The sequence below is a fragment of the Niallia sp. FSL R7-0648 genome (assembly GCF_038007005.1).
In the GTDB taxonomy this organism is placed as follows: Bacteria; Bacillota; Bacilli; order Bacillales; family Cytobacillaceae; genus Niallia; species Niallia circulans.
Genome location: NZ_JBBOWE010000001.1, coordinates 2,149,464 through 2,175,149, shown reverse-complemented (window position 1 = coordinate 2,175,149; position 25,686 = coordinate 2,149,464). Strand labels below are relative to the sequence as shown.

At 36.1% G+C, this 25,686-nt stretch carries 25 protein-coding genes and 2 other annotated features; of the genes, 22 read left to right on the top strand and 3 right to left on the bottom strand.

Annotation, left to right across the window (positions count from 1 at the left end):
- Positions 1 to 34 precede the first annotated feature (34 nt).
- The 12 genes from NSQ89_RS10375 (at position 35) to NSQ89_RS10320 (ending at position 12,156) form a co-directional block, all read left to right on the top strand.
- Entirely contained in the window at positions 35 to 2,017 is a 1,983-nt protein-coding gene (locus NSQ89_RS10375) for a methyl-accepting chemotaxis protein (protein ID WP_341132589.1), read from the top strand.
- A 64-nt stretch (positions 2,018 to 2,081) separates the two neighbouring features.
- Positions 2,082 to 2,999, top strand: coding sequence for a CobW family GTP-binding protein (locus NSQ89_RS10370; protein WP_341132588.1), 918 nt, complete (start codon positions 2,082 to 2,084; stop codon positions 2,997 to 2,999).
- Positions 3,000 to 3,206: 207 nt separating this feature from the next.
- On the top strand, positions 3,207 to 4,130 hold the full coding sequence (locus tag NSQ89_RS10365) for a permease (RefSeq protein WP_341132587.1): 924 nt from the start codon (positions 3,207 to 3,209) through the stop codon (positions 4,128 to 4,130).
- A gap of 18 nt (positions 4,131 to 4,148) precedes the next feature.
- Entirely contained in the window at positions 4,149 to 4,928 is a 780-nt protein-coding gene (locus NSQ89_RS10360) for a TIGR03943 family putative permease subunit (protein ID WP_061796268.1), read from the top strand.
- Positions 4,929 to 5,400: 472 nt separating this feature from the next.
- Complete coding sequence (gene thiM / locus NSQ89_RS10355; protein WP_047940572.1) at positions 5,401 to 6,219, top strand: hydroxyethylthiazole kinase; 819 nt, start codon at positions 5,401 to 5,403, stop codon at positions 6,217 to 6,219.
- Between the two features lie 4 nt (positions 6,220 to 6,223).
- The gene (gene thiD, locus NSQ89_RS10350) at positions 6,224 to 7,024 is read left to right on the top strand and encodes a bifunctional hydroxymethylpyrimidine kinase/phosphomethylpyrimidine kinase (RefSeq protein ID WP_061796266.1); all 801 of its coding nucleotides are present in this window, start codon (positions 6,224 to 6,226) and stop codon (positions 7,022 to 7,024) included.
- 12 nt (positions 7,025 to 7,036) lie between these two features.
- Positions 7,037 to 7,696, top strand: a complete 660-nt coding sequence (gene thiE / locus NSQ89_RS10345) for a thiamine phosphate synthase (protein ID WP_095257213.1) — start codon at positions 7,037 to 7,039, stop codon at positions 7,694 to 7,696.
- Between the two features lie 199 nt (positions 7,697 to 7,895).
- Positions 7,896 to 8,030 carry a YjcZ family sporulation protein gene (locus NSQ89_RS10340; RefSeq protein ID WP_082138229.1) on the top strand — a complete coding sequence of 45 codons (135 nt, stop codon included), beginning with the start codon at positions 7,896 to 7,898 and terminating at the stop codon, positions 8,028 to 8,030.
- 316 nt (positions 8,031 to 8,346) lie between these two features.
- Entirely contained in the window at positions 8,347 to 9,630 is a 1,284-nt protein-coding gene (locus NSQ89_RS10335; RefSeq protein ID WP_251687368.1) for an ammonium transporter, read from the top strand.
- A gap of 175 nt (positions 9,631 to 9,805) precedes the next feature.
- Complete coding sequence (locus tag NSQ89_RS10330; protein WP_341132586.1) at positions 9,806 to 10,789, top strand: DUF294 nucleotidyltransferase-like domain-containing protein; 984 nt, start codon at positions 9,806 to 9,808, stop codon at positions 10,787 to 10,789.
- A 1-nt stretch (position 10,790) separates the two neighbouring features.
- The gene (locus tag NSQ89_RS10325) at positions 10,791 to 11,519 is read left to right on the top strand and encodes an exonuclease domain-containing protein (RefSeq protein WP_047940577.1); all 729 of its coding nucleotides are present in this window, start codon (positions 10,791 to 10,793) and stop codon (positions 11,517 to 11,519) included.
- Between the two features lie 43 nt (positions 11,520 to 11,562).
- Entirely contained in the window at positions 11,563 to 12,156 is a 594-nt protein-coding gene (locus NSQ89_RS10320; RefSeq protein WP_047940578.1) for a GNAT family N-acetyltransferase, read from the top strand.
- 310 nt (positions 12,157 to 12,466) lie between these two features.
- On the opposite strand, the gene NSQ89_RS10315 is transcribed toward NSQ89_RS10320, so the two are convergent.
- Positions 12,467 to 12,820 (bottom strand): hypothetical protein, encoded by a 354-nt coding sequence (locus tag NSQ89_RS10315; protein WP_047940580.1) that lies wholly within the window; start codon positions 12,818 to 12,820, stop codon positions 12,467 to 12,469.
- 398 nt (positions 12,821 to 13,218) lie between these two features.
- Here NSQ89_RS10315 and NSQ89_RS10310 point away from each other — a divergent pair, with 398 nt between their 5' ends.
- Positions 13,219 to 14,226: an IS1595 family transposase gene (locus NSQ89_RS10310; protein ID WP_341132098.1), complete on the top strand. Its 1,008-nt coding sequence runs from the start codon at positions 13,219 to 13,221 to the stop codon at positions 14,224 to 14,226.
- Between the two features lie 41 nt (positions 14,227 to 14,267).
- Here the strand turns inward: NSQ89_RS10310 and NSQ89_RS10305 are convergent, their stop codons facing one another.
- Complete coding sequence (locus tag NSQ89_RS10305; protein ID WP_341132099.1) at positions 14,268 to 14,450, bottom strand: hypothetical protein; 183 nt, start codon at positions 14,448 to 14,450, stop codon at positions 14,268 to 14,270.
- 383 nt (positions 14,451 to 14,833) lie between these two features.
- Here NSQ89_RS10305 and NSQ89_RS10300 point away from each other — a divergent pair, with 383 nt between their 5' ends.
- From NSQ89_RS10300 to NSQ89_RS10290, 3 genes are all read left to right on the top strand, one after another.
- Positions 14,834 to 15,586, top strand: a complete 753-nt coding sequence (locus NSQ89_RS10300) for a DeoR/GlpR family DNA-binding transcription regulator (RefSeq protein ID WP_047940581.1) — start codon at positions 14,834 to 14,836, stop codon at positions 15,584 to 15,586.
- On the top strand, positions 15,583 to 16,491 hold the full coding sequence (gene pfkB / locus NSQ89_RS10295; RefSeq protein ID WP_047940582.1) for a 1-phosphofructokinase: 909 nt from the start codon (positions 15,583 to 15,585) through the stop codon (positions 16,489 to 16,491). Before NSQ89_RS10300 ends, pfkB begins: the two co-directional genes overlap by 4 nt.
- A 69-nt stretch (positions 16,492 to 16,560) precedes the next feature.
- A complete protein-coding gene (locus NSQ89_RS10290; protein WP_095257217.1) occupies positions 16,561 to 18,438 on the top strand; it encodes a PTS fructose transporter subunit IIABC in 1,878 nt (625 codons plus the stop codon).
- An 83-nt stretch (positions 18,439 to 18,521) separates the two neighbouring features.
- Here the strand turns inward: NSQ89_RS10290 and NSQ89_RS10285 are convergent, their stop codons facing one another.
- Complete coding sequence (locus NSQ89_RS10285) at positions 18,522 to 19,811, bottom strand: MFS transporter (protein ID WP_095257218.1); 1,290 nt, start codon at positions 19,809 to 19,811, stop codon at positions 18,522 to 18,524.
- A 168-nt stretch (positions 19,812 to 19,979) separates the two neighbouring features.
- Between NSQ89_RS10285 and NSQ89_RS10280 the strand changes: the two genes are divergently transcribed.
- The 6 genes from NSQ89_RS10280 (at position 19,980) to NSQ89_RS10255 (ending at position 25,682) form a co-directional block, all read left to right on the top strand.
- Positions 19,980 to 20,621 carry an MOSC domain-containing protein gene (locus tag NSQ89_RS10280; RefSeq protein ID WP_341132585.1) on the top strand — a complete coding sequence of 214 codons (642 nt, stop codon included), beginning with the start codon at positions 19,980 to 19,982 and terminating at the stop codon, positions 20,619 to 20,621.
- 59 nt (positions 20,622 to 20,680) lie between these two features.
- Positions 20,681 to 20,929: a binding site (T-box leader), on the top strand.
- 38 nt (positions 20,930 to 20,967) lie between these two features.
- Positions 20,968 to 21,203 (top strand) — a binding site (T-box leader).
- 88 nt (positions 21,204 to 21,291) lie between these two features.
- Positions 21,292 to 22,689, top strand: coding sequence for an anthranilate synthase component I (trpE, locus tag NSQ89_RS10275; RefSeq protein ID WP_095320909.1), 1,398 nt, complete (start codon positions 21,292 to 21,294; stop codon positions 22,687 to 22,689).
- The gene (locus tag NSQ89_RS10270; protein WP_095257220.1) at positions 22,670 to 23,257 is read left to right on the top strand and encodes an anthranilate synthase component II; all 588 of its coding nucleotides are present in this window, start codon (positions 22,670 to 22,672) and stop codon (positions 23,255 to 23,257) included. The genes trpE and NSQ89_RS10270 overlap by 20 nt, the downstream gene beginning before the upstream one ends.
- Positions 23,254 to 24,279 (top strand): anthranilate phosphoribosyltransferase, encoded by a 1,026-nt coding sequence (gene trpD, locus NSQ89_RS10265; RefSeq protein WP_095320908.1) that lies wholly within the window; start codon positions 23,254 to 23,256, stop codon positions 24,277 to 24,279. The genes NSQ89_RS10270 and trpD overlap by 4 nt, the downstream gene beginning before the upstream one ends.
- Positions 24,280 to 25,074, top strand: coding sequence for an indole-3-glycerol phosphate synthase TrpC (trpC, locus tag NSQ89_RS10260; protein WP_341132584.1), 795 nt, complete (start codon positions 24,280 to 24,282; stop codon positions 25,072 to 25,074).
- Positions 25,071 to 25,682, top strand: a complete 612-nt coding sequence (locus tag NSQ89_RS10255) for a phosphoribosylanthranilate isomerase (RefSeq protein ID WP_341117844.1) — start codon at positions 25,071 to 25,073, stop codon at positions 25,680 to 25,682. Before trpC ends, NSQ89_RS10255 begins: the two co-directional genes overlap by 4 nt.
- Positions 25,683 to 25,686: the final 4 nt, after the last annotated feature.

Sequence of the window (25,686 nt, the reverse complement as noted above, 5' to 3'; positions counted from 1 at the left end):
AATGTATGCGTATACAAAGAGAGGGGCGATTACGTTGAAAAAAATTCTTATTCATAAAAGAAAAGGAGTTCCGTTAAAAAAGAAGCTTATTATTTCCTTTTTAGCAATGCTATTAATTCCGAGTATCTTAATTGGTGCATTTTCTTTTTTATATGCAAACAAGCAGATGGAAAAAGATTTTATAAGCAATGCGAGTACTAATTTAAACATGCTGGATAAGAGTATAACCAATTTAATGTCTGAAAAAATTTATGATGTGTCAGCATTAACAGAAACAATGACGAAAGAACTATTGGAAAAAGATCCGGAAAGTCTGCAGAAAACCATTGAGCAGTATAGCCAAGTCCATCCTGAAGTTTCTAGTATCTATATTGGAACAAATGATGGAAAGCTTTTTCAGAAGTCTATGGAGGAAAATAATGATCATATGGATCCAAGGTTGAGAGATTGGTATAAAGCGGCTGTTAATAAACCAGGAGAAGCAGTTATCATGGATCCTTATCTTTCCCCAGTTTCTAAAAAGATGGTTATTACCATTGGAAAAACGATTGCAGATAATGCAGGCGTTATGGCAGTAACCATGAATTTAGATTACTTAGCAGAACTCGCAGGTGAAATAACATTTGGAAAAGAAGGCTATGTCATCTTACTTGATCAAAAGAAACGGTTTATTGTTCATCCCGATGAAAAACAAGGGGGTGTGTTGAAAGCCTCCTATTATGAAACACTTTATGACCGACAAGCTGGCACATTGGATTATTCAGCAGACAAGATTAGTCGGAAAATGGTTTTTCAGACAAATAAGTTAACTGGATGGAAGTTAGCAGGAACGATGGAAAAATCAGAAATTGTCAATCATACAAAAGGTCTTTTGTATGCGATAACAGGGATATTAGCCGTCTCTATTATTATTGGAGGGATCATGATGATGGTGATTGTTTCCTCTATTATCAAACCAATTAAAAAATTGAAAGAACAAGCCATTACAGTGAGTAAAGGTAATTTAACAACGGCCATTAACATGGCCGCTAAAGATGAAATTGGCGATGTGGCAGCAGCATTTCATACGATGCAGAATAATTTACGAGAGCTTATTAGCAATATCGAGCAAAGTTCCGAGAATGTAGCGGCAAGTGCTGGTCAGTTAACAGCAAGTGCGAATGAGGTGACTATTGCATCAGAGCATGTAACCAATACTATTCAGCAAGTCGCTGGTGGTGCCGAAATTCAGACTAAAGGTTTGGATAATAATGTCGATAGTCTTAAGTCTGTTTTAAAAGGAACAAATCAAATCGTTGTTTTTAGCAAAGAGGTTTCAGATCTTTCGACAGGCACGATAGAAAAAGCATATGCAGGAGGGAACTCCATAAAAGCAACACTGGAACAAATGCATGTAATCAATGGGACAGTTGCTGAATCAAATAAAATGATTAAAGAACTCGTAGAACAATCTAAGCATATCGAAAAAATAACAGAAAGCATTACTACTATCTCCGAACAAACGAATCTTCTGGCACTAAACGCAGCGATAGAAGCAGCAAGGGCGGGGGAGAAAGGCAAAGGGTTTGCTGTTGTAGCGAATGAAGTACGTAAACTTGCGGAGCAGTCTGGACAATTTGCGAGTAATATTTCGCAATTAATTACAGATGTACAAAAAACAACTGAGAATACAGTTCAAAGAATGGCAGAGGTGTCACGAGCTGTTCAAGCAGGATTAGAAGTAACGGATGAATCTCATACAAGATTTCAAGAAATTGTACATAGTATGAAGGAAATGACACCACATATTCAAAAAGTTACGGAAACTTCAAATGATATGGCAAGCACACTAAAAGAGGTAAGCATCACAGCAGGAGAATTAGCAAAGATTGCCTCTGATAATTCGACTTCTTCTGAAGAGGTTGTATCCTTAACGGAAGAACAGCTGGCTGCTATCGAAGAAATTTCAGGTTCTGCAAAGAATTTATTGAATATGGCGGAACAACTCAAACGAAATCTTCATCTATTTACCTATTAATCGTCATATGAAAAGTACCTCTTGCATAAAGTAGCGTTAGGCTTTATATGCGGGAGGTATTTTCATGAAAAAAATCAAAGTTTATTTAATAAATGGGTTCCTTGGGAGCGGAAAAACGACAACTCTATTAAACTGTATGGAGTATTTTAAAGGGAAAAATAAAAAGTATGCCATTATATTGAATGAACTTGGGGAAACAAATATCGAAAAACATCTTTTTAAAGAGGAGTCACTCTATGAATTGTTAAATGGATGTGTCTGTTGTTCAATCAAAGAAGATTTGAGATCAACACTTGATGAATTAACTGTAACATTGCATAAAGAGAACATTGAAATTGTGTTGCTAGAAGGGACTGGGGTAGCAAATCCTTCCGAAATAATGGAGACATTCAAGGAACAGCAATATAAAGATACTTTTGAGATCGTTGAAAGTATTTGTTTAATTGACAGCTTGCATTTTACGGAATACACAAGTATTTTTTCAAGCAGCAAAGAAGTGAGGCAGCTGCAGAAAGAGCAAATTGAGAATGGAACAGTATTAGTCCTTAATAAAATCGATCAGCTTTCAAGCAAGCTTGCTGTTGAAAAGGTGGAAAAGCGAATTAGAAAGATAAATCCTGATGCTCCATTATTACATAGTAACTATGGCCATGGAGTAACAGCATATTTGGAAAAACAGGAAGGTACTAAAATAAAAGACCAATCTATTTCGCGTCATCATCACCATCATCATATTAAAGCAATGAAAATAGTTCAAACAACCCCTATGACGAAAAGCGAATTACGAGATTTCTTAAAAAATAATCAAGATAATTTACTGCGAGCTAAAGGAACAATCAAAAATAGTGATGATCATTCTTGGTATCATTTTCAATATGCTTCTGGTTTGCTAGAATGGCAAAAAGTAAAGGAATATCTTCCTAATCGAAAAGGAGAGATCATTTTAATAGGTGAAAAATTACCTGAAAAAGTAATTCTATAATACTTTCTTTGTGTATCTTATCGAATCTATCATAAGATACACTATTTTTGCATAGATAGGATAGGACAAGCATAGATATAAACTATATAAGGATAAATGATGGAAGAAAAGGAGTATGCTATGTCTATCCCAACTCGTATGAAGGATATTTTTATCTTTTGCTTATTTATCGCTTTAATGTATCTATTTTTTTTCGGGGATCTTTATGTGGCAAAGCAATGGAGCTTCGCATTGCCAGATCAAATAAAAACTATTTTTGTGTTATTTCTTGGGATTTTGCTTGAGGCACTTCCGTTTTTATTATTAGGTGCCATCGCCTCCTCTATAATTAATATTTATATTTCAGAAGAGTATATTGCTAGAATTATGCCGAAAAACCCAATAGCGGCCATTGGTGCTGCTTTAATTGCTGCAGTGATTACACCAGTCTGTGAATGTGCCATTATTCCAGTTGTTCGCAGATTAATTCAAAAAGGAATTCCTGTCCATATTGGTGTTGTCTTGTTAATGGGAGCGCCAATTCTTAATTTTATCGTTTTTGGCAGTACATACTATGCCTTCCAAGATAATTTATCGATTGCATACGGACGTTTTATCATTTGCATATTGGCAGCCATTATAGTGAGTCTCATTATTTATTTCTTTTTTTCGAAACAAAAGGTATTAAAAACACAAAGGGAAGATTTAATGGCAGCCGTTCCTATTAATGAAAACAAAGGAGATTCTAAATGGAAAGGAATTTTGCATCATACTTGTCATGAATTCTTTACGATCGGGAAATATTTCATTATTGGAGCAGTATTTGCAAGTGTTGCTCAGGTATATTTAAAGGATAGTTCTATCATGCAGGCGGGGGAATCACCAATTGAAGGTACAGCAGTAATGATGGGGCTAGCGTATGTGCTGTCACTTTGCTCAGAGGCAGATGCTTTCGTAGCAGCTTCCTTTGCCAAGATGTTTACCCCTGAAGCGATTATTGGTTTTTTAGTTTTTGGACCAATCCTTGATTTTAAAAATACATTTGTCATGATGGCTTCTTTTCGCATGAAATTTGTATTCGTATTTATTATGATAGTTACAATAGTTGTCTTCTTACTTTCGCTAGCTTCACGATTCATTTTGTTTTCATGACACATATAAGGAGGAAAAATGGTGAAAATCAAATGGAGTCCAACCTGGCAGTTAGCAAACGAACTGCAAGGAATTGTACTGATTGGCTTCAGTCTCCTTATTTTTAAGTTATTGGTGACAGGAGATGTAGGACAGCTTGTTGCCCCCAAAATGGTGCCATTACTAGGTATAACGATGATATTGATGTTTTTTCTTGGATTTTTCCGGTTGTTAAATAGTAATTTAAAGGGGGCCGATTGTGATTGTGATGTATGTGATGAGAATGCCTCTTTCCTGAAGCTTACTTTTTCCTATCTTCTATTTATTAGCCCCTTGATGTTGTTTTTTACCTTACAGGACATGTCGATTGATAAAAGTATACTTCCAAATATTCAATTTGAGCAAGGACAAACTTTTTCTGCTAGTCAAGGTCAGCTCAAGACCTTAGGGGAAGAAGATATGATTACAATCGAAGATGACAATTATTTGCAGACAATGGACATGATTCATACAAATTTAAACGATATGGCAGGAAAAAAAGTGATGATTACTGGTTTTATTCATCGAGAAAAAGCCTTCACCGATAATCAAGCAGTTATTGCAAGATATGTTATGACCCATTGTATTGCAGATTTAGGATTGTTTGGTTATATGATGGAGGGAGATGTTGGTGAATTACAAAGTAATCAATGGTATGTGATAACAGGAACCTTGGAAAAGAAAGAATATGAAGGTCAAATAATGCCTATTATTAAGCTGGAAAAGGCCGAAGAAACGATAGCACCAGCGGAAGATTACTTATATGCATTAGACTATTAGGCTGCCATTCTTGCATTATTCCTATTTTTTCGTTAAAATTTAAGAGAATTCAATTAAATATAAAGCGGGGGCTTGTGGAAACAGGCTGAGAGTATGGCTAGTCTGCCATTGACCGAATGAACCTGTTGGATAATGCCAGCGTAGGGAGGTGTAATGGAATCAAAACACTTTGCTTAGGCGTAGTGTTTTTATTTTTGCCATAATTGCTGAAAAATCGCACGGCGCTTCCTTCGTATCCGTGTTAGGAATTCAGTTAGTTATGGCTTTTTGTATGTATGTAATGTATTTCGCTTTTATAACTAGAGCACTTAATTGTAAGGATAACTGAATTTGAGAAGACTGGACATCAGAAAATACTATCCACAATGGTGATGAAAGGGAATTTCCATGTGAGGGAGGATTCACTTTACCTATCAAAGGATAAAAGTCTTAAGAGTAATAAGGAACTTTAGAAAGGAATTGATTTTAAGAGATGAATGAAAATGTTGACATGGTAATTCCGGCGATATTAACAAAACTTCGAAAACATGTGCCATTGGTTCACAATATTACTAATGTTGTTGTTACTAACTTTACGGCAAATGGGTTACTAGCATTAGGAGCGTCACCAGTAATGGCATATGCAAAGGAAGAAGTTGCGGAAATGGCAGCAGCAGCGGATGCTCTTGTCTTAAATATTGGAACACTAACAGCTGAAAAAGTAGAGAGTATGATTATAGCTGGGAAGGCTGCAAATCAGGCTAATACACCCGTAATTCTAGATCCTGTTGGTGCAGGAGCAACTAGTTATCGTACGGAATCTGTACACCGCATTATGAAGGAAGTAAAAATAAGCTTGCTTCGCGGAAATGCAGCAGAAGTAGCGAATGTAGCTGGAATTAAAGCAAAAATGAGAGGTGTAGACTCTGTCAGTGAACATAATAGCCAAGGAATCGCAATGGAAGCTGCAAAGCTATTACAAGTACCAGTTGTTATAACAGGTGAACAAGATATAGTTGCTGTTGACGGGAAACTTTCTATTATCCATAATGGTCATTCCTTGTTAACTAAGGTTACAGGTACAGGTTGTTTACTTTCCTCCATTTTAGGTGCATTTATTGCAGTAGAAGAGGATGTCTTTCTAGCTTCTATAGCGGGTTTAGTAACATATGGAGTTGCATCAGAACTTGCTTTTGAAAAGACGAGCGAAGAAAGTCCAGGAAGTTTTCAAATCGAATTATTAAATCAGTTAGCGAAAATAAAGGAAGAAAATATAAAGGAATCGATGAGAGTGGAGATTAAGAGGGGGTAATTATATGGCTACAGCGAAAGCATTAACAATAGCGGGATCAGATAGTGGCGGAGGAGCTGGAATTCAAGCAGATCTAAAAACCTTCCAAGAACTTAAAGTATATGGAATGAGTACCATCACCGCTATTACCGCACAAAATACCCGCGGAGTAGATGGGGTATACCCAATGACCCTTGAGGCGATTGAAAAACAACTAGAATCTATCGCAGTGGATTTACGACCAGATGCATTAAAAACAGGTATGCTTTTTAATAGTGAAATAATTGAATTGGTAGCGGATAAGATAAAAGAGTACCGTTGGAAAAATTTAGTGATTGATCCTGTGATGATTGCTAAGGGTGGTGCTAATTTACTGCAGCAGGAAGCAACAGAAGCTATGAAAAAAAAGCTCCTCCCGCTTGCAACTGTTTTAACACCGAATATACCAGAGGCAGAGGTATTAACTGGGAGAGATATTCGAAATATAGAGGAAAGAAAAGAAGCTGCCAAAAGATTAAATGCGATGGGTGTTACTTATGTCGTTATAAAAGGTGGCCATGGGGATGAGAAGGAAGCGATTGATTTATTATTTGATGGCAGTGATTTTTCAAGCTTGGTGGCAGAAAGGATTCCAACAAAAAATACGCATGGAACAGGCTGTACTTTTTCGGCAGCGATTACAGCAGCCCTTGCCAATGGCTTTTCGATTAATGATGCTTTTCAATTAGGTAAGGAATTTATTCATCAAGCTATAAAAAATGATCTTCATATAGGCAGCGGGCATGGTCCAACCAACCATTGGGCTTACCAAGAAAGCAAAAGATAATACGGGGGATATATGACAACTTATACAAAAGAGCAAATAAAACAATTGCTAAAAATTTATTTTATCATGGGAAGCAACAACAGTACATCTGATCCAGAATTTATTTTGGAAGAAGCATTAAAAGGCGGGATTTCCGTTTTTCAATTTCGCGAAAAAGGCGACGGAGCATTAATGGGAGAAGACAAAATTCAACTGGCAATGAGAATGCAAGAACTTTGCAAGCAGTATCATGTTCCATTCATTGTGAATGATGATATTGAATTAGCCTTGTCTGTTAATGCGGATGGAGTACATATTGGACAAGACGATGAAAATGCCATAAAAGTAAGAAAAATGCTAGGTAATAAACTATTGGGGGTATCTGCTCATTCCATCGAGGAGATTCAAGCAGCACTAGATGCAGGAGCAGATTATATTGGCATAGGTCCTATTTATCCTACAAGTACGAAAAAGGATGCTAAAGCAGTACAAGGCACCTCTCTTGTTGAAATAGTAAGACAAAAGAACTTTTCTATACCAATTGTTGGGATAGGGGGGATCACAGTTGAAAATGCACGTCCTGTTATACAAGCAGGAGCAGATGGAGTCGCCGTTATTTCAGAAATAAGTATGGCGGAGAATCCTTATAAACAAACGATAGAATTAAGAAAAGCAGTTTTTGACCAAGCATAAGCTATATACTTTTAAAAAATAAAATGGAAAGAGTTTAGGTTTTTTTGCGGAAAATAGACATTTACCCAACCCATACATATCTGCCTGCATACAATGATTTTGTAGAGGAGCTAGAATAAGAAAACATAAAGGCTCCTTATTCGTTAACCGAAAAAAGAAATGGTTAATTATACTACAAAAGAGAAAGGGAGATGTATATATGTACGGTTATGGTGGATATGGATGCGGATATGGTCCTGGAGCTGTTGGCGGCGTTGGCTTCGGTGGCGGATTTGCATTAATAGTAGTATTGTTTATCTTATTAATTATCGTCGGTGCGACATTTATTTGCTAATAGAAGATAAAAAGCTGACCTTGTGTCAGCTTTTTTTACATATATAAGGATTTTTGTTTCGTTCAGTAATAGGTACTTTTTAGATTATATATGGTAACGATTTCAAAAAAACACCGAAAATAAATACAGTTATCGTAATAAAACAAATAAAACAACAGGTATAAGGAAATAAATATAATATTTTAAGTTTTAAGAAAATTAAATTTAAAATTCTTATTGACAGAAAATTTAATATGGGTAAAATAAAGTTATTAGAGTGTTAGATTATATGACACTTGATGGTAAATTAACGTACATAAAGGGGGAAGGTAACTTAATGGAAAATTTAGAGTTTTTAATGAACAGCTTGTGGACAATGATTGCTGCAATTTTAGTTATTTTTATGCTTGGTGGATTTATCTTATTAGAAGCAGGTTCCACAAGAATGAAAAATGCAGGCCATATTGCTGGTAAAACAATTTTTACATTTGGGATAGCTTCATTAGTTTTCTGGGCTGTTGGTTATGGATTTATTTTTGGAGACAATGCTAATTTCTTTGTCGGAATGAGTGAGTTTTTCTACAATGGGGGTAGCGTTGGCCAAATAGATGGAGATGGATTACAAACTACTGTTTTCTTCGTCTTCCAACTAGCGTTTGCAGGCATCTCCTTAACAATTGCACTTGGTGGGTTTGCGGAGCGTGCGAAATTATCTGTGTACCTCATTTTCTCTGTATTATTTGGTATTTTGGTTTATCCTGTCATTGCCCATTGGATTTGGGGAAGCGGCTGGTTAGCAGAACATGGAAAGCAAGACTTTGCGGGCTCAACTGTTGTTCACTTAACTGGTGCAGCAGCGGCGCTAGCAGCTACAATGCTTTTAAAGCCGCGTATTGGAAAATACAATGCTGATGGTTCGGCTAACCCGATATTTGGTCATAACCAAGTTTATACAGCGTTAAGCGTACTAATTCTTTGGGTCGGTTGGTTCGGATTTAATGCAGGTAGTACAGTTTCTGTAGCGGACGGTTTCTTTGGATATGTTGCATTAAATACAAACTTAGCAGCAGCAGCTGGTGCTGTAGCAGCACTACTAATTTCCTGGATTGTTTTAGGGAAGTCAGATATTACAACCATGCTAAATGGTGCCTTAGCAGGTCTCGTTGCCATCACAGCATCTTGTGCATTCGTTGAGCCTTGGGCAGCAGTAGTAATTGGTTTAATTGCTGGAGTACTGGTATTTTATAGTGTACGCTTCTTCGAGAATAGAAAAATCGATGATCCAATTTTTGCACTATCTGTTCATGGTACTGCGGGAATTTGGGGAACACTATCTAATGGATTATTTGCAACAGCAGAGTTAGCGGAATATACGGGAGTAGGGAAAGCTGGTCTATTTTATGGCGGCGGCTTCGGGCAATTAGGCGTGCAGGCGCTTGGCGTTCTAACTTGTGGATTATTCGCTTTTGCAATAAGCTATATCATTCTATTTGTTATCAAGAAGGTTAGCGGACTACGAGTAACAGAAGAAGAAGAAATCATGGGCTTAGATATTAGTGAACATGGTTCATATGGTTACCCAGAAGCATTCTTGTCAAAAGACGAAACAAAAAGCTTATAAAATCAGACGTTTATCGTCGCGATTAAGAAAATAGACTATAAACTTAATGAGGATAGAAGTCTCGCTGAAAAGTGAGACTTTTATCTGTTTTCATTAATCAATTGCAAATAAGAACATGTTATGATAGACATACAGATTCATATAAATATCGCTTATCGAAGAAGGAAGTGCATGGATGTGCTTTAAAAGTCATAGGTTAAATGAATGGAAAAGAGAAAAGGAACTTTTTTTACAAACAACCACCTATCAAAACACTCAGTTAAATAATTTTTACGATGAACTATTTATGGAGTTATTTCAATTTGTCCTTTGTGAATATAAAAAAAATTACGGTGAACCTCCATGTTCATTTGTCTGGTTTGTTACAGGAAGTGCTGGCAGAAAAGAACAAGGCATCTTTAGCGATCAAGATCATGGCATTATCTATGAAAGCAATGACGAAAACAGCAATCAATATTTTATCCAATTTGGAGAATGCCTAAGTGATGCGTTAAATGAAATAGGTTATCCATATTGTGAAGGGAAAGTCATGAGTAGTAATCCTATCTGGTGCAAATCCGTAGAAGAATGGAAACACCAATTACAGCAATGGATGGAAAAAGAAAACTGGGAATCAATTAGATTTTTGCAAATCTTTTATGATAGTAGACAACTGTTTGGAGAGGAAAATTATGTTCAAGAGTTGAGAAGTTATATTCATCAGTACTGCGTTCTTCATCCAATGCTACTAAAAAGATTTATGAATAATGTAATGCGTATAAAAAAGGGGGTCGGAATATTCGGCCAATTTTTTGTGGAAAGAACGGGAAGGCATAAAGGTTCCATTCATTTGAAGCATACGATGTATTTACCGTATGTTAATTCGATTAGGCTTCTAGCTATTAAGGAAAAAATCCAGGAAACATCGACGTTAGAACGTATTAAGACATTAAGAACGATGGAGACATATGACAACTGGTTAAGACTATATGAAAGCTCTTTTAGGAGAATATTAGATTATCGCATCGAATTATTTAAAGAGGCAAAAACATATGAAGATGTTCATTATTTGAATATAAAACAGTTAACAAAAGAACAAAGACAAGAAATAAAAGGATTAATGCGCCATGGTATCAAATTATATCATCAAGTACAAAGGATAATTGAAAAAGGGTGTTAAAATGGGAGTCGAATCGTTTCTACAATATATGAGAGATTTATATGGAAAAGTCAATTCGAGTGTATTGCACGCTACCTCGAGTGGGAGTAATTCTCAGCAAATTGCTTTTATGAGACAGCTTCAAAAAGATTTAAAGGTTGAAGCTGCCTCCAGGTTGCCATTAAATAATTTAAAAGCAGTTGTTTTTGATATTGAAACAACGGGATTTTTACCTGATAAAGGCGATCAAATTATTTCAATTGGTGCTATAAAGGTAGAAGGCTGCGATATCTTAGATGAGCAATTTTATACATTAGTTAACGCTGGAATAGATATACCAGAAGAAATAAGCTGTTTAACTGGAATTAAAACCGAAGATTTACATGATGCCCCGCCCCTATCCGATGTACTGGTGCAATTTTTTGGATTTGTTAAGGATAATACACTGATTGCTCATCACTCTTCCCATGAGAAAAGCTTTATGCAGTCTGCATGCTGGAGAAGTTTTAAAACACCATTTAAACATCGAATCGTTGATACTTCTTTTTTGTTTAAAATTGTTGAACCACAACAAAGAATATTGACATTAGAGGAATGGTGTGAATTTAGTGATATTCCTGTCATAAATCGTCATCATGCCTTAGGGGATGCTAAATTAACCGCTGTTCTATGGTGTCAGTATTTACAAAGGGCTGAACAATTGGGCTGTCGCACTTTACAGGATATATATGAAAGATTGGCATGGCGGTAAAATAGAGGACAAAGTTTTAATAATTAACTGGTGGTGAAAGTAAATGGATGTATTTGAGACAAAAAGACTGTTGCTAAGAGGGTGGAAGGAAGCGGATTATAAAGATTTATATGAATATGCGCAAAAGGAAGAGGTAGGTCCGTTTGCTGGCTGGCCACCCCATAAAAGTGAACAAGAAAGTAAAGAAGTAATCCGCTATTTTTTACAGAATGAAAATTCATATGCGATTGTGTGGAAAGAAGAGAATAAGGTGATTGGAAGTATTGGTTTTCATGAACGAACGCCTGATACTAAACTCTCTCATTTAGCACAGCGTGAAGTAGGATTTGCTCTTAATCCCCGGTATTGGGGAAGAGGGATCGTGCCAGAAGCAGTCAATTATCTGTTAGAATATGGATTTGAACACTTGTGTTTGGATTTAATATGGTGTGGACATTTTGATTTTAATACGAAGTCAAGACGAGTAAATGAAAAATGTGGATTTCATTATAAATTCCAGAAAACCAACCGCTATAAACTTTTTGATAACCAATTAATTACAAGCGTTTATTATTGTATGACAAAAGAGGAGTATTTTAAAAAGTTACAAGAACCTTCAGCAAGTGTATCCCATACAAATCAAGTAAGTAGCACTTAAGTGACCGCTTCCCGATAGGAGTAAGTGAATAATGAATAGGCTGACTCAAACTTTGGGCAGCTTTTTTTGTGTGTGAATTTTGGTAATTATAAAGCATTTCTATCAAAACGTTTAATTAATAGGGGGATATTAAAGCCGGAGAGCGGAAAATGATCCAAAAAAAAGTCGCTTCATAGAAGCGAAAAGAGACATTGGATTAAAGATTGAATTGATAACTATATATAGTGTAATTTTATAAAAAAATAACTATATATTGATTTGATAGTATCATACAATTCATTTTTACGCAATTATTTTCTATTAAATTAATCTAGGAAACAATAAGTAATACAATATAAAACAAGAGGATAAATCCTATGCCGAATAGTATGAAGTATTTAGTCCACATCGGAGAAAGCTTTTTTCGCTCTCGATCTTTAGTAAATCCAATAAAAGATAGACTGTTTTTGTATATCACAAAATAAATTAGGGCAAATCCTATATATTGTAAGATAAACAATCCTGTTAAAGCCTGTGTTTCCTTTAAAAAGTCCACATTAGGAAAGGAGTAACCAGTAATAAGTTTTATAATCGTATCGTTAACTGTTCCGAAAATGGCAAATAAAAGTACCGCAGAAAATAGTATTTTAACAAAGTCTAAATAATAATAAGAAATTTTCTTCATATATTCCTTCCTTTTCTTTTGTAAATATTTTCTCACCAGAACACAGAATACCATAAACAACGAGAAAATGATAAAGGAAATTCTGTCGGTGTTGAACATTTAGTGCCGCAATTTTCGTAAAATCGGTAAATTAAAAGAGATAATTTAGGGAAAAATAATGATAGTTTTAAAAGGAAGAACAATAAAAATATTCATATAATACTAAAAGCGTTCACAAAACGTCAAAAATATGATAATATTTGATTGTTTTTGAAAGAAAATGCTTGAAATGTGAAATCGTTTACAGTATGATGTTCTTAAATTAAGTTGTTTTTTTAGGCTGTTTTCGTATAGATTGTGGCTTTCTTGACCATACTGTTAAAGGGTTGATATAATAGGGTTTAAGGAGGCGTTCAAGTATGTGGGAAGATGTTTATGAAGAGTTCAGCGAATTAACCAAATCAGAGCAGATGGCGTTATTCAATGCTATGAAACAAGACTTGTTTCCTGACGAACCAGATAAAATTACCAAACTACTCAAAAGCATTCGTGAGGCTCGATTTGCTTCTGGTTTGGGTTGTGTTCATTGCGGAAGCACATCGGTAAAACGTAACGGTAAGTATCGTTCCAGACAACGCTATCTATGTAATGATTGTGGAAAGTCCTTCAACGATATGACAAACACACCGTTTTCAGGCTCTCGCTACCCAGAAAAATGGGTGAAATACATTGAACTAATGGTGGAAGGCTATACTTTGCCAAAAATCGCTGAACGCTTGAAAATTCATATATCAACCGCATTCTATTGGAGACATAAAATCTTGAACGCATTAGGTAGTCTTGGCTTTAATCAATTGCAAGGTATCATTGAGAGTGACGAAACCTTCTTTCGTGAGTCTATGAAAGGTAGCGAAATTACCCACAGAAAACCCAAGAAGCGTGGAGAAAAAGACGAGAAAAGAGGTATTTCTAACCTTAAAATCGCCGTTGTCGTTGCACAAGACCGCAATGGTAGTGTAATTGCTCGAAAGGCTGGAACAGGTCGTGTTAAAGCCGAAGAAATTGATACTGTGATAGGTGAGTATATTCACCCGTCTGCTTTGTTATGTACAGATACCGCAACAAATTATAAAAAGTTTGCCAAGATAAAGGGATTACAGCACGAAACGGTCAATGAGCGACAAAAACAGCGTGTGAAGAAGGGCATATACCATATTCAGCACGTTAATAACTTCCATAGTCGCTTAAAGACTTGGATGGAGCGTTTTCAAGGAGTTGCAACAAAATATCTTGATAACTACCTCTATTGGTTTCGATGGCTTGAACTTGGTAAGAACATAGCATTTGAAAATCGGGTTGAGCAAATGCTTATTTCAGCGTGTCAAAAATCGAACTATACTACTGTCAATTCTTTAAGGGCAATTTAGTAAGGAATAAAAAAGAGGATAGCGAATGCTACCCATCTTGTTTAAATTGCTTTTCTATTTCTCTTTGTATATCTGTATATACGCTCACAACCAATTAACACTAAAACAGCCATTACGACACCATTAAATATCATCTTGAAGGTGTAGAGTGCTTCTAAGTTGTTTACCACCACCGCAGACATTATCAGAGCAAGAACAACGAAGTTTATCGCCTTATTATTCATATGTGTTTCACCTCCTGTAAGTTAATTGCAAATATCGCTACCATTACCCATTAAAGATTATTGCTACTGCTGACACTATCAAAACAAGAGAAACGAGGTATAAAATTTTCTTACCCATATATGTTTCACCTCTTATCAGTTAATCTATCTTCTATTTCTAATTTATCATATTCAATTCTTTATACAATTACTATTTTATTCCTTCTATAATCTAATTATATCACAATATTTATTTTTGTCTTAATAAGCAACAAAGTTTACGAAAACAGCCTTTTTTTATGAGGGTAAAAATCTTATTTATCGTAATCTGTTTAGTTAATGTTAATCACCTCAAAGAAAATGACATAATCCCAAGATATACCCTAAAAGGGAGCGTGATAATCTTGTTAACACCTGAAAGGCATGAACTTATTTTACAATTACTAAAACAACATAGTGTTGTGAAAATTCAAGATTTGATAGATGTTTTGAATACTTCAGAATCCACCATCAGACGCGATTTAACTCAATTAGAGCAAGAAGGGTTCTTGAAACGAGTGCATGGTGGTGCAGCTAGGCTTCAAGGGAAAATAACGGAGCAGAGTATGAGTGAAAAAGCGTTCAAAAACCTCCAAGAGAAAAAAATGATTGCGGCATACGCAGCAAAGCTAGTAGAAGATGGAGATAGTATATATTTGGATGCTGGTTCAACCATTAAAGAAATGATTCCATTCTTAAAGAATCGAGACATTGTGGTGGTAACGAACGGTCTTACGCATATGACAAGCTTACTAGAAGCTCGTATTCAAACCTATATTACAGGTGGTTATGTAAAAGAAAAAACAAACGCGTTAGTCGGTCGTGGCGCATTATTAAGTCTTGATAACTATCGATTTGATAAGTGCTTTATGGGTGTCAATGGTATTCATCCTGAATATGGGTATACTACTGCTGATCAAGAAGAAGCAATGGTGAAAAGCAAAGCAATATCATTGTCAAGAGAAGCTTTTTTTGTCGCAGATGATAGTAAATTCTCCGAAGTTTACTTTGCAAAGATAGCTGATTTGCACAATGCTTCTATTATTACTAATTATCTGGATGAAGAAGTAAACGATTTATATTCAAGGAAAACTAGCATAAAGGTTGTGAAAGAATGATTTATACCCTAACGTTAAATCCTTCTGTCGATTATATTATCGAAGTGAAAGAAGTGCATTTAGGAGAACTAAATCGGTTAGAAAAAACAAGTAAATTTGCGGGTGGAAAAGGAATAAATGTTTCTAGAGTGTTAAAAAAAATGGGCGTGCCAAGTAAAGCGTTAGGATTTGTCGGCGGATTTACTGGAAGTTTTATTGAAACACAACTATTGTCAGAAATGATTGAAACAGATTTTGTGAAAGTAGAAGAAGATACACGTATCAATGTGAAGTTAAAGACTGATACAGAAACAGAATTAAACGCAAATGGACCCACTATTTCTGAAGAAAAGTTTCAGGAGTTAAAAGAGAAGATTGCTTCTTTAACGTCAGAAGACCTACTAGTATTAGCTGGAAGTGTTCCATCTACTCTTCCTAAAACGACTTATGAAGAGCTAGTCAAGATCTGTCATGCGAACAATGTTTCTTTCGTCGTAGATGCAGAAGGTGAATTATTAAAAGCAGTCTTGCCTTATCAACCGTTTTTAATCAAGCCTAATCATCATGAACTTGGTGAATTGTTTGGGGTAACTATTTCGACTCCAGAAGAAGCGATTCCGTATGGAAAAAAACTATTGGAAATGGGAGCGCAAAATGTGATCGTCTCATTAGCAGGTGATGGTGCAGTCTTGATTACTCAACACGAAGAAATCATTAGTACGGTTCCAAAAGGGCAAGTGAAAAGCTCAGTTGGCGCTGGAGATAGCATGGTAGCAGGCTTCTTATCTAAATATAAAGAAACACAGGATATAAAAGAATCCTTCCGCTACAGTATTGCCTCAGGAAGTGCGACAGCTTTTTCAATTGGATTATGTACAAAGGAAAAAGTAGAAGAACTTCTTCCGCAAGTCCAAGTCCAATCATAATGGTCACACACCATTTTATTAGAAAGATATTAAGTGGATAAAAATAAAATTAAAGGGGAGCGTTATAAAATGAAAATTACAGAATTATTAACGCAAGAGACTATCCTTTTGAATATAGAAGGAAATGGAAAGCTTGATGCCATTAATCAGTTAGTGGATATTCTTCATTCAGCAGGAAAATTAACAGATAGAGAAACGTACAAGCAAGCGATTTTAAAAAGAGAAGAGCAAAGTACAACGGGAATTGGTGAAGGAATAGCAATTCCCCATGCAAAAACGAGTGCTGTAAAAACTGCTGCCATTGCGTTTGGGCGATCAAGCAGTGGTGTTGACTATGAATCATTAGATGGACAGCCGGCAAATTTATTTTTTATGATCGCTGCACCAGATGGGGCTAACAATACTCATCTTGAAGCACTATCAAGATTATCTACATTATTGCTTAAAGAAGAAGTGCGCTCGAAATTATTAAATGCGGCTTCTAAACAAGATGTAATATCAATAATTGACAGTTATGATGTAGAGGAAGAAACAGCTGACGAAAATATTGCTGATAAAAAGAATTTTATTGTGGCAGTAACTGCTTGTCCAACGGGGATTGCTCATACCTATATGGCAGCAGATTCATTAAAGGCGAAAGCAGCTGAAATGGGTGTTGATATTAAGGTTGAAACAAATGGTTCCGGTGGAGCAAAAAATGTTCTGACAGCAGAGGAAATTGAAAAAGCAACGGCTGTAATTGTTGCTGCTGATACGAAAGTGCAAATGGAACGCTTCAATGGAAAACATGTGCTTGAAACCCCTGTTGCAGATGGTATTCGTAAGCCTGAAGAATTAATCAATCGTGCTATTAAACAGCAGGCACCAGTATATAATGGTGGATCAGGTTCTAATTCCAGCGAAGAAAACGCAGGGAAAAAAGGAATCGGTGGTCAAATTTACAGACACTTAATGAACGGTGTTTCGAACATGCTGCCATTTGTTGTTGGTGGCGGAATATTAATTGCTATTTCCTTTATGTTTGGTTATAACTCAGCTGATCCGAATGATCCGAGTTATAATGCTTTTGCTGCGGTTATTAAATATATTGGCGGCGATAATGCCTTTGCATTATTAGTGCCTGTTCTTGCTGGATTTATCGCAATGAGTATTGCTGATCGTCCTGGTTTTGCTCCTGGTATGGTTGCAGGATTTATGGCTGCTCAAGGTGGTGCTGGTTTTCTTGGTGGTTTAATCGGCGGTTTCTTAGCTGGTTATTTAGTTGTCGGTCTAAAGAAAGTGTTAGAAGTACTTCCTAGATCATTAGAAGGTATTAAAACGATTCTGCTTTATCCATTATTAGGAATTTTCTTTACTGGCATTATTATGAATTATGTGATTATGGAACCTGTTACAGCTATTAACACTGGAATGACCAATTGGCTGTCAAATATTGGTACTGGTAATGCGGTCTTCTTAGGAATTATCTTAGGGGCGATGATGGCATTTGATATGGGTGGACCAATCAATAAATCAGCATATGTTTTTGGAACAGGGCTTATTGCCAATGGTGTATTTGAGCCAATGGCTGCTATTATGGCCGGTGGAATGGTTCCGCCATTAGCAATTGCTTTAGCAACTGTTTTATTTAAAAAGAAATTTACAAAGCAAGAAAAGGATGCAGGTTTAACAAACTTTATTATGGGTCTTTCCTTTATTACAGAAGGTGCTATTCCTTTTGCAGCAGGTGATCCATTACGTGTTATTCCATCTGTTGCAATTGGTGCCGCAGTTACGGGTGGACTATCAATGTTCTTCCATATCGGTTTAAGAGCACCACACGGCGGTGTGTTCGTAGTTGGATTGGTTGATGGAAATCCATGGCTATACCTATTGTCTATCGTAATAGGTGCGATCATATCAGCCTTATTATTAGGACTATTAAAGAAGCCTGTTCAACAAAAATAAATATTGAAAAAGCTGTAAATTGACTTATAATCGTTAATTTACAGCTTTTTTTAGTATGGTCAAAGAACCGATGGAGAAATTTTCTATTGGTTTATTTTATTTTCTTCTTGACCATCGACATATTTTAAACGAAAGAAGGCAGCAATCGCAGCGATTAATGTAACTGCACTTAGTAAATAAAATTGTAAATGGTCGATATGCTTCATTAAAATCGCCATAATAGGCGGTCCTGCTGCGACTCCAATAAACCGCATACTACTATATATACTTGTAATGGTTCCTCTTTCTTTTTTTTCAATTCCCTCTGTAATAAGGGCATCTAGAGGTGGTAAACTAGCACCAATGCCTATGCCAGCCAATGTTAGAAAGAGAATGATAAACCACATATTGTCAGAGAAGTTAAGTGCAATCGTACCAATAATGATTGCAAGCAATCCAATAAAAGTAATCCAGCGCATTAAGTTTTTGTCCTTTTTAATTTTTTTCCCGGTAATGTAGGAAGTAAGACATAAAGCTCCTAGCGGTATAGCAAGATAGAGCCCTTTTTTAACATTTTTTATATGATATTTCTTTTCTAATATATCTGATAGGTAAAACATTTCGGCAAATAATACAAACATAACGATTACACCAATAAAGAAAATGGCATAGAGCCATTTTTTATCTTTATGCATAGTTTCTTTTGTATGCTGTATAAATTCCTTAAATGGTACAGGTTTTTCATTACTTTTTGGAGATTTCACAAAGATTAAAATTAGAATGATGGAAACCAAACAGAAGACAGGAATAGACATAAATGGGATGAACCAAATAAATCCTGCCAAAAAAGCTCCAAGGATGGGACTAAGTACTTTCCCAAAAGTGTTTGCTGTTTCAATAACGCCTAAAGTACTACTAACTTGTTCTTCATCTTTAAACAAATCACCTACTAGAGGCAATACAATTGGGAAGGCACCAGCTGCTCCAACGCCTTGGAGGGCGCGTCCGATAAGGATAATCCAGTAACTGTTATCCATCAGCCATGCGGCAAAACCAGAAATTACTCCGCCAATACCAGCAATAATTAGGCTGGGAATAATCACCCTTTTACGGCCGATACGATCGGAAAGATAGCCTGCCACGGGAATTAGTATGATCGCTAAAACAGAATAGACTGTAATAATCATACTTACCTGAAAAGAAGATATATCTAGCTTTTTTTCAATAGCTGGCAATACTGGAATCAGCATACTGTTTCCAAGGGTCATTACTAATGGGATGGAAGAAAGTGAGAATATCGCCATTTTCGAAACCTTGACATTTTGCTTCTTCGCTGTCTTTTGTGCTTTGTTTGTAAGGTTTACTATGTTTTTATCATCATTTACATGATCCATTTTCATTCTCCCTGCTTTCAAATAGTTAACTATAGTTAATATGTACAGCCACGGCAAAAAATAAAGCATTTTCTATCATCCAAAAACTGGATTTAATCATTTTGTTTATTAGCACTTATCGTATAGTTATATGGTATGATGTAATAAAAATAGTGGTGGTGTTTATAAGTGGGAAAAATTATCACACTTAGTATTGGGAAGGAAAAAACATTTATATGGAAAAATAAAAGCGTTTCTTCCGCGATTGGCAAAGAAAAAGTGAGTGAAGTCATTCTAACGTTTGATGGTTTTGTAGGCGATGGTGTTGCTAATCCAGCATTTCATGGTGGCAAGGAAAGGGCTGTCTGTTATTATCCTTTTGAACATTATAAAAAATGGGAAGAAGAATTTAAAACAAAAATAAATCCTCCTGCGTTTGGGGAAAATATATGCGGAACGGAATTTACAGAAAAAAGTACATATATCGGGGACATCTTTTCGTTAGGATCTGCAGTTGTTCAGGTAACACAAGGAAGAGTACCATGTTCAACCATTTCAAAATATAATCAGATTGATCCATTTTTAAGTAGAATTGTGGAAACTTGTTATACTGGCTATTTTTTAAAGGTGCTAGAAGAAGGAGTAGTCAGCGAAGATTCTACGATGGAGCTTATAGAACGTCCGCAGAACAAGATATCAGTTTGGGACGCAACAAAAGTAATGGTTCTTGATCGTAAAAATAAAGAAGCAATCCAATCAATCCTGCAAATTGACGAGTTAGCAGAAGATTGGAAGAATCGCTATAAAAAGGCACTTCAAAAAACTACATGAATTTTTGAAGAAAATGGTTGACTTTTATGTGAGAGTTCACTATTATGTAATTAACATATCGAACGGCAATGATGAAGAGTAGTATCTTTATTGAAAACATCAGAGAGCTGGTGGTTGGTGTGAACCAGTGTGGACGATAAAGAGAATGGACTTCTGAGCTTCTAAACCGAACCAACTTTTGTAGTAGGCTTTAGCGAATGTCTCATCGTTACAAGAGACAGAAATTTGTCTTATAAGACTGATTTCTTAAAGTGAGCTTGATTTAATTAAGCTAATGAAGGTGGCACCACGGGTTTCTCGTCCTTTTTATAGGAGAGAGACCCTTTTTTATTTTCAAAAAAATATGGAAAAAACAATGATGAAGAGTAGTAAGTATAAGAAAGATGTTAAAGAGAGTCGGTGGCTGGTGTGAACCGATACATTGATTATACCGAATGGACTTCTGAGTGTAGGCTTGAACAAGAAGTATGGCCTGACGGTATCCTCCGTTACCGGGATAGAGTATAATATTGTACTCGATAAGAGAGAGTGAAGCTTCACTCTAACCTGAGGTGGTACCGCGGTTTATGAATCGTCCTCTATTTGCAAATGATCATGCAGATAGGGGACTTTTTTTATAGAATTTTAAAGCTGAGCATTTTTCAAAAGCATCTGACTAGGAGGATTTATGATGGAAAAAAGCATTTTGTTAATCGATGAAATCCAAGGAGATACACTGACACCCATTAGTATTTATCAAAGGTTATCTGGAAAAAAGAAATTCTTGCTCGAAAGCTCATTAAAACACGAAGATTCGGGAAGGTTTTCTATCATTGGCTGCGATCCAACCTTTGAAGTTATTGGGAAAGGATTGGAAACAACTATTCTGGAAGGGGAAAAGCGAGAAATAAGAAAAGGAAGAGCACTTGACTTAATCAGCGAATTTTTGCCTGAAAAAAAAGCGCCACTTCCCTTTCAACTGCCAGTTAATGCAGGTGCTTTTGGATATGTTGGGTATGACAATATCAGACTTTATGAAAACATTGGCCCAGAAGCAAAGGATGAAATCGGAATCCCAGATGTGCATCTTATGTTTTTTGAAGATTTAGTAATTTTTGATCATTTAGAACTTAAAGTTTATTTAATTGCTAGCCCATTAAAAGACACTACAACGGAAAAAGAGTTAAAGTTCCGCCTGCAGATAAGAAAGTTAGAGATTACAGCACCATTTAAAGAAGAATCACCTGAGGTAAAGTTAACTCCCTTTCAAGCGAGTATATCGAAAGAACAATTTATGGAGAAAGTGAAGAAAGCAAAGCATTATATTTTAGAAGGAGACATCTTTCAAGTAGTTCCTTCGCAGAGAATGACAGCTAAGATAGAAGGATCGCCCTTTTCTTATTATCGTAAACTGCGTATCAAAAATCAGTCCCCATATATGTATTTCTTTGATTTTGCAGATTATGCAGTGCTTGGAAGTTCGCCTGAGAGCTTGATTAAAACCATAAATGGCAACGTCATTACCAATCCTATTGCAGGTACAAGACCTAGAGGTAAGACGAAGGAAGAGGATGCTCAGTTAGAACAAGATTTACTGCTAGATGAAAAAGAATTAGCGGAACATAAAATGCTTGTTGATTTAGCAAGGAATGATGTTGGCAAAGTGAGTAATTTTGGCAGTGTTTCTGTTGATAAGTATATAAAAGTAGAAAAGTTTAAGCATGTTATGCACCTTGTATCAGAAGTTAGTGGAGATTTAAAGAAGGATTACTCATGTGTAGATGCCCTAATTGCTTGCTTGCCTGCAGGGACAGTGTCAGGTGCACCTAAAATTAGAGCAATGCAAATTATAAATGAATTAGAAGGAACAAAGCGAGGTATTTATTCCGGTGCTGTTGGCTATTTTTCCCAAAATGGGAATATGGACTTTGCTTTAGCTATCCGTACGATGGTTATTAAAGACAAAAAGGCATACATTCAAGCTGGTGCTGGAATTGTTCACGACTCCATCCCAGAAAAGGAATATGAAGAAACAATCCATAAATTAAAATTATTTTTGGAGGGACAACATGATTTTATTAGTCGATAATTATGATTCTTTTACGTATAACTTATTTCAATATTTAGGGGAGTTGGGAGAAGAGATAAAGGTTGTTCGAAATGATGAAATAACTATAGAGGAAATTCGGACATTAAATCCTCATGGCATTGTTTTGTCTCCTGGACCAGGCAGGCCAGAAAATGCAGGCATATTAATTGAACTTATCCAATCCCTTTATCGGGAATTTCCCATATTAGGGATTTGCTTAGGGCATCAGGCAATTGGTTATGCCTTCGGTTCAGAGATAGTGAAGGCAGTAAATGTCATGCATGGAAAAACATCGACATTACAAGTTACTGGTCACCCCTTTTTCCATGCTTTGGAGGAACCGATTGAGGTGATGCGTTATCACTCTCTTGTTATAAAAAAGGATACATTAACGAATGACTTTGAGGTTTTGGCTAGTTCAACTGATGACCATGAAATTATGGCGATCAAACATAAAGATTATCCCCTGTATGGCTATCAATTTCATCCAGAATCGGTCGGGACTGAGAGCGGGAAGCAATTATTGCAAAATTTTATCAATGAAACTCGAAAGGAAGTGCAGAGATGAAACACTATGTGGAGAAAATCATGGCGAATAAGTCATTAACTGAAACAGAAATGGAAGGAGCTGCGGATCTTCTTTTTTCTGATGACATTACCGATACAGAAATTGCTGCTTTTATGACCAGTTTAAAAATGAAGGGAGAAACAGTGGAAGAAATCGTGGGTATTGTAAAAGCCGTTCGTAAACAAACCTTGTCTTTTGCTGAACCAGTCAGTGGGTGTATCGATAATTGTGGTACAGGTGGAGACAAATCACAAAGCTTTAATATTAGCAGCACTTCGGCATTTGTGTTAGCTGGAGCTGGAATTCCTGTCGCTAAACACGGAAATCGCAGTATATCTAGTAAGACAGGAAGTGCGGATGTATTAGAAGAGCTTGGCATTAAGTTAAATGTTACTCCAGAACAAAATATGCAGCAATTAGAAGAAGTAGGAATCACTTTCTTATTCGCACAACATGTGCAGCCGAAAATGGGCAGAATAATGAAGGTTCGACGAGAATTAAAACTTCCAACTATATTTAATCTGATTGGTCCATTAACTAATCCAATTTCTTTAGAAAGCCAGGTGTTAGGAATATACAGAAGCGATTTATTACTTACTTTTGCGGAAAGCTTACGGAAACTTGGTAGAAAACGAGCGGTAGTATTAAATGGAGCAGGTGGAATGGATGAAGCTTCCCTACAAGGTAGTAATCAACTTGTCATTTTACAAGATGGAAGAATAGAGAAAACCATTCTTACTCCAGATGATGTTAATCTTCCCTATTATACAAATGATCAAATACGTGGAGGCGATGCAAAGGAAAATGCAGCACTTTTATTAAAAGTGTTAAAAGGAGAAAAAGGTGCTTATCGAGATACGATCCTGTTAAACGCAGGCATTGGCATTTATACAGCAGGAAGAGCGGAAAGTATTGGAGAGGGAGTGCATTTAGCAAAGGAAAGCATTGATTCTGGAGCAGCACTTTATAAATTAAACCAATTAGTAGAGGTTAGTAAAGAATTGGAAGGGGCAGGGATTTAAGTGACAACCATATTAGATAAAATTATTACCAAAAAAAGAGAAACAATTGCTGATCTTTATGAGAGAAAGGAAGTACTGCATACGAAGAAGCATTCTTTTAAAAAAAGATCCTTTATAGAGAAATTGAAGGATGCGGAAAACTTAGCAATTATAGCTGAGTTTAAACGGGCGTCCCCATCAAAAGGGGATATAAATATCGATAAAGATCCTAAGGAACAGACGAAAATGTATGAAATATATGGTGCAGATGCCATTTCTGTTTTAACGGATACACCATTTTTCAAAGGAACATATGAGGATTTGGCGGAAGTAAGAGAAACAGTAAATCTGCCGATTCTCTGCAAGGATTTTATCGTCGATAAAATCCAAATTGATTTTGCGAAATATTATGGAGCGGACATTATCCTATTAATTGCTGCAGCTTTAAAAGATAAAGAACTTCATGAGTTATATACGTATGCAACAGATATTGGACTTGAAGTGTTATTAGAGGTTCATAATGAAGAAGAGTTAGAAAGAGCTTTAAAGACGAAGGCCGAATTAATTGGGGTCAACAATCGGAATTTAAAAACATTTGAAGTAACATTAGATACTACCGAGAAGCTGGCAGGAAAAATCAAAGAAAGTGGCAGGTATATGATTAGTGAAAGCGGCATCTCCACATATGCAGATATCCAAAAAGTTAGTGCAAGCGGAGCAAATGCTATTTTAGTTGGGGAAAGTTTTATGAAAGCAGCGGATCTTGAAACGAAAATGAAAGAAATGAAAGTGTCTATAAGGGCGGAGATAGAATGAATGTAAAAATTTGCGGAATTACGACAATAGAAGCAGCAGCATGTGCTGTTAGCTATGGTGCAAGTGCAATTGGTTTTGTATTTGCAAATAGTAAAAGAAAAATAAGTGAAAAACAGGCTAAGGATATTATCGCTACTCTTCCTAAAGACTTAATGAAGGTAGGCGTTTTTGTCAATGAGTCCAAAGAGAATATAATGAAAATTGTGAATGTTACAGGAATCAATATAATTCAACTTCATGGTGATGAAACGGCAGAATTCGCAGCAAGTTTTTCCTTGCCAATCATTAAAGCATTTAGTATTTCCACGCCAGAGGATTTAAAACAAGTGGCAGCTTATCCTTGTGACTATGCACTACTTGATAGCCCGAGAGGAAAGTATCACGGCGGAAATGGAATAGCGTTTGATTGGAATTTGATAAAGGGTTATGACTTTGGCAATAAGAAAGTTATTCTTGCCGGCGGGCTAAACGAAAATAATCTTACGGAAGCAATAGAAACCACCCATCCATTCATGGTCGATGTAAGCAGCGGCGTGGAGACAGATGGCGAGAAAGATTTAGAAAAAATAAGAGTATTTTTAGAATTAGCAAAAACTGTTCAAATTTAAGAAA

Coding starts and splice junctions, on each gene's coding strand:
- NSQ89_RS10310 (WP_341132098.1), top strand. CDS start 13,219: ATGTGGGAAGATGTTTATGAAGAGTTCAGCGAATTAACCAAATCAGAG.
- NSQ89_RS10330 (WP_341132586.1), top strand. CDS start 9,806: ATGTGCTTTAAAAGTCATAGGTTAAATGAATGGAAAAGAGAAAAGGAA.
- NSQ89_RS10305 (WP_341132099.1), bottom strand. CDS start 14,450: ATGAATAATAAGGCGATAAACTTCGTTGTTCTTGCTCTGATAATGTCT.
- NSQ89_RS10320 (WP_047940578.1), top strand. CDS start 11,563: ATGGATGTATTTGAGACAAAAAGACTGTTGCTAAGAGGGTGGAAGGAA.
- trpE (WP_095320909.1), top strand. CDS start 21,292: ATGGAAAAAAGCATTTTGTTAATCGATGAAATCCAAGGAGATACACTG.
- thiE (WP_095257213.1), top strand. CDS start 7,037: ATGACAACTTATACAAAAGAGCAAATAAAACAATTGCTAAAAATTTAT.
- NSQ89_RS10340 (WP_082138229.1), top strand. CDS start 7,896: ATGTACGGTTATGGTGGATATGGATGCGGATATGGTCCTGGAGCTGTT.
- NSQ89_RS10290 (WP_095257217.1), top strand. CDS start 16,561: ATGAAAATTACAGAATTATTAACGCAAGAGACTATCCTTTTGAATATA.
- NSQ89_RS10370 (WP_341132588.1), top strand. CDS start 2,082: ATGAAAAAAATCAAAGTTTATTTAATAAATGGGTTCCTTGGGAGCGGA.
- NSQ89_RS10255 (WP_341117844.1), top strand. CDS start 25,071: ATGAATGTAAAAATTTGCGGAATTACGACAATAGAAGCAGCAGCATGT.
- trpD (WP_095320908.1), top strand. CDS start 23,254: ATGAAACACTATGTGGAGAAAATCATGGCGAATAAGTCATTAACTGAA.
- thiD (WP_061796266.1), top strand. CDS start 6,224: ATGGCTACAGCGAAAGCATTAACAATAGCGGGATCAGATAGTGGCGGA.
- NSQ89_RS10335 (WP_251687368.1), top strand. CDS start 8,347: ATGGAAAATTTAGAGTTTTTAATGAACAGCTTGTGGACAATGATTGCT.
- NSQ89_RS10270 (WP_095257220.1), top strand. CDS start 22,670: ATGATTTTATTAGTCGATAATTATGATTCTTTTACGTATAACTTATTT.
- NSQ89_RS10325 (WP_047940577.1), top strand. CDS start 10,791: ATGGGAGTCGAATCGTTTCTACAATATATGAGAGATTTATATGGAAAA.
- NSQ89_RS10360 (WP_061796268.1), top strand. CDS start 4,149: ATGGTGAAAATCAAATGGAGTCCAACCTGGCAGTTAGCAAACGAACTG.
- thiM (WP_047940572.1), top strand. CDS start 5,401: ATGAATGAAAATGTTGACATGGTAATTCCGGCGATATTAACAAAACTT.
- NSQ89_RS10315 (WP_047940580.1), bottom strand. CDS start 12,820: ATGAAGAAAATTTCTTATTATTATTTAGACTTTGTTAAAATACTATTT.
- NSQ89_RS10285 (WP_095257218.1), bottom strand. CDS start 19,811: ATGGATCATGTAAATGATGATAAAAACATAGTAAACCTTACAAACAAA.
- pfkB (WP_047940582.1), top strand. CDS start 15,583: ATGATTTATACCCTAACGTTAAATCCTTCTGTCGATTATATTATCGAA.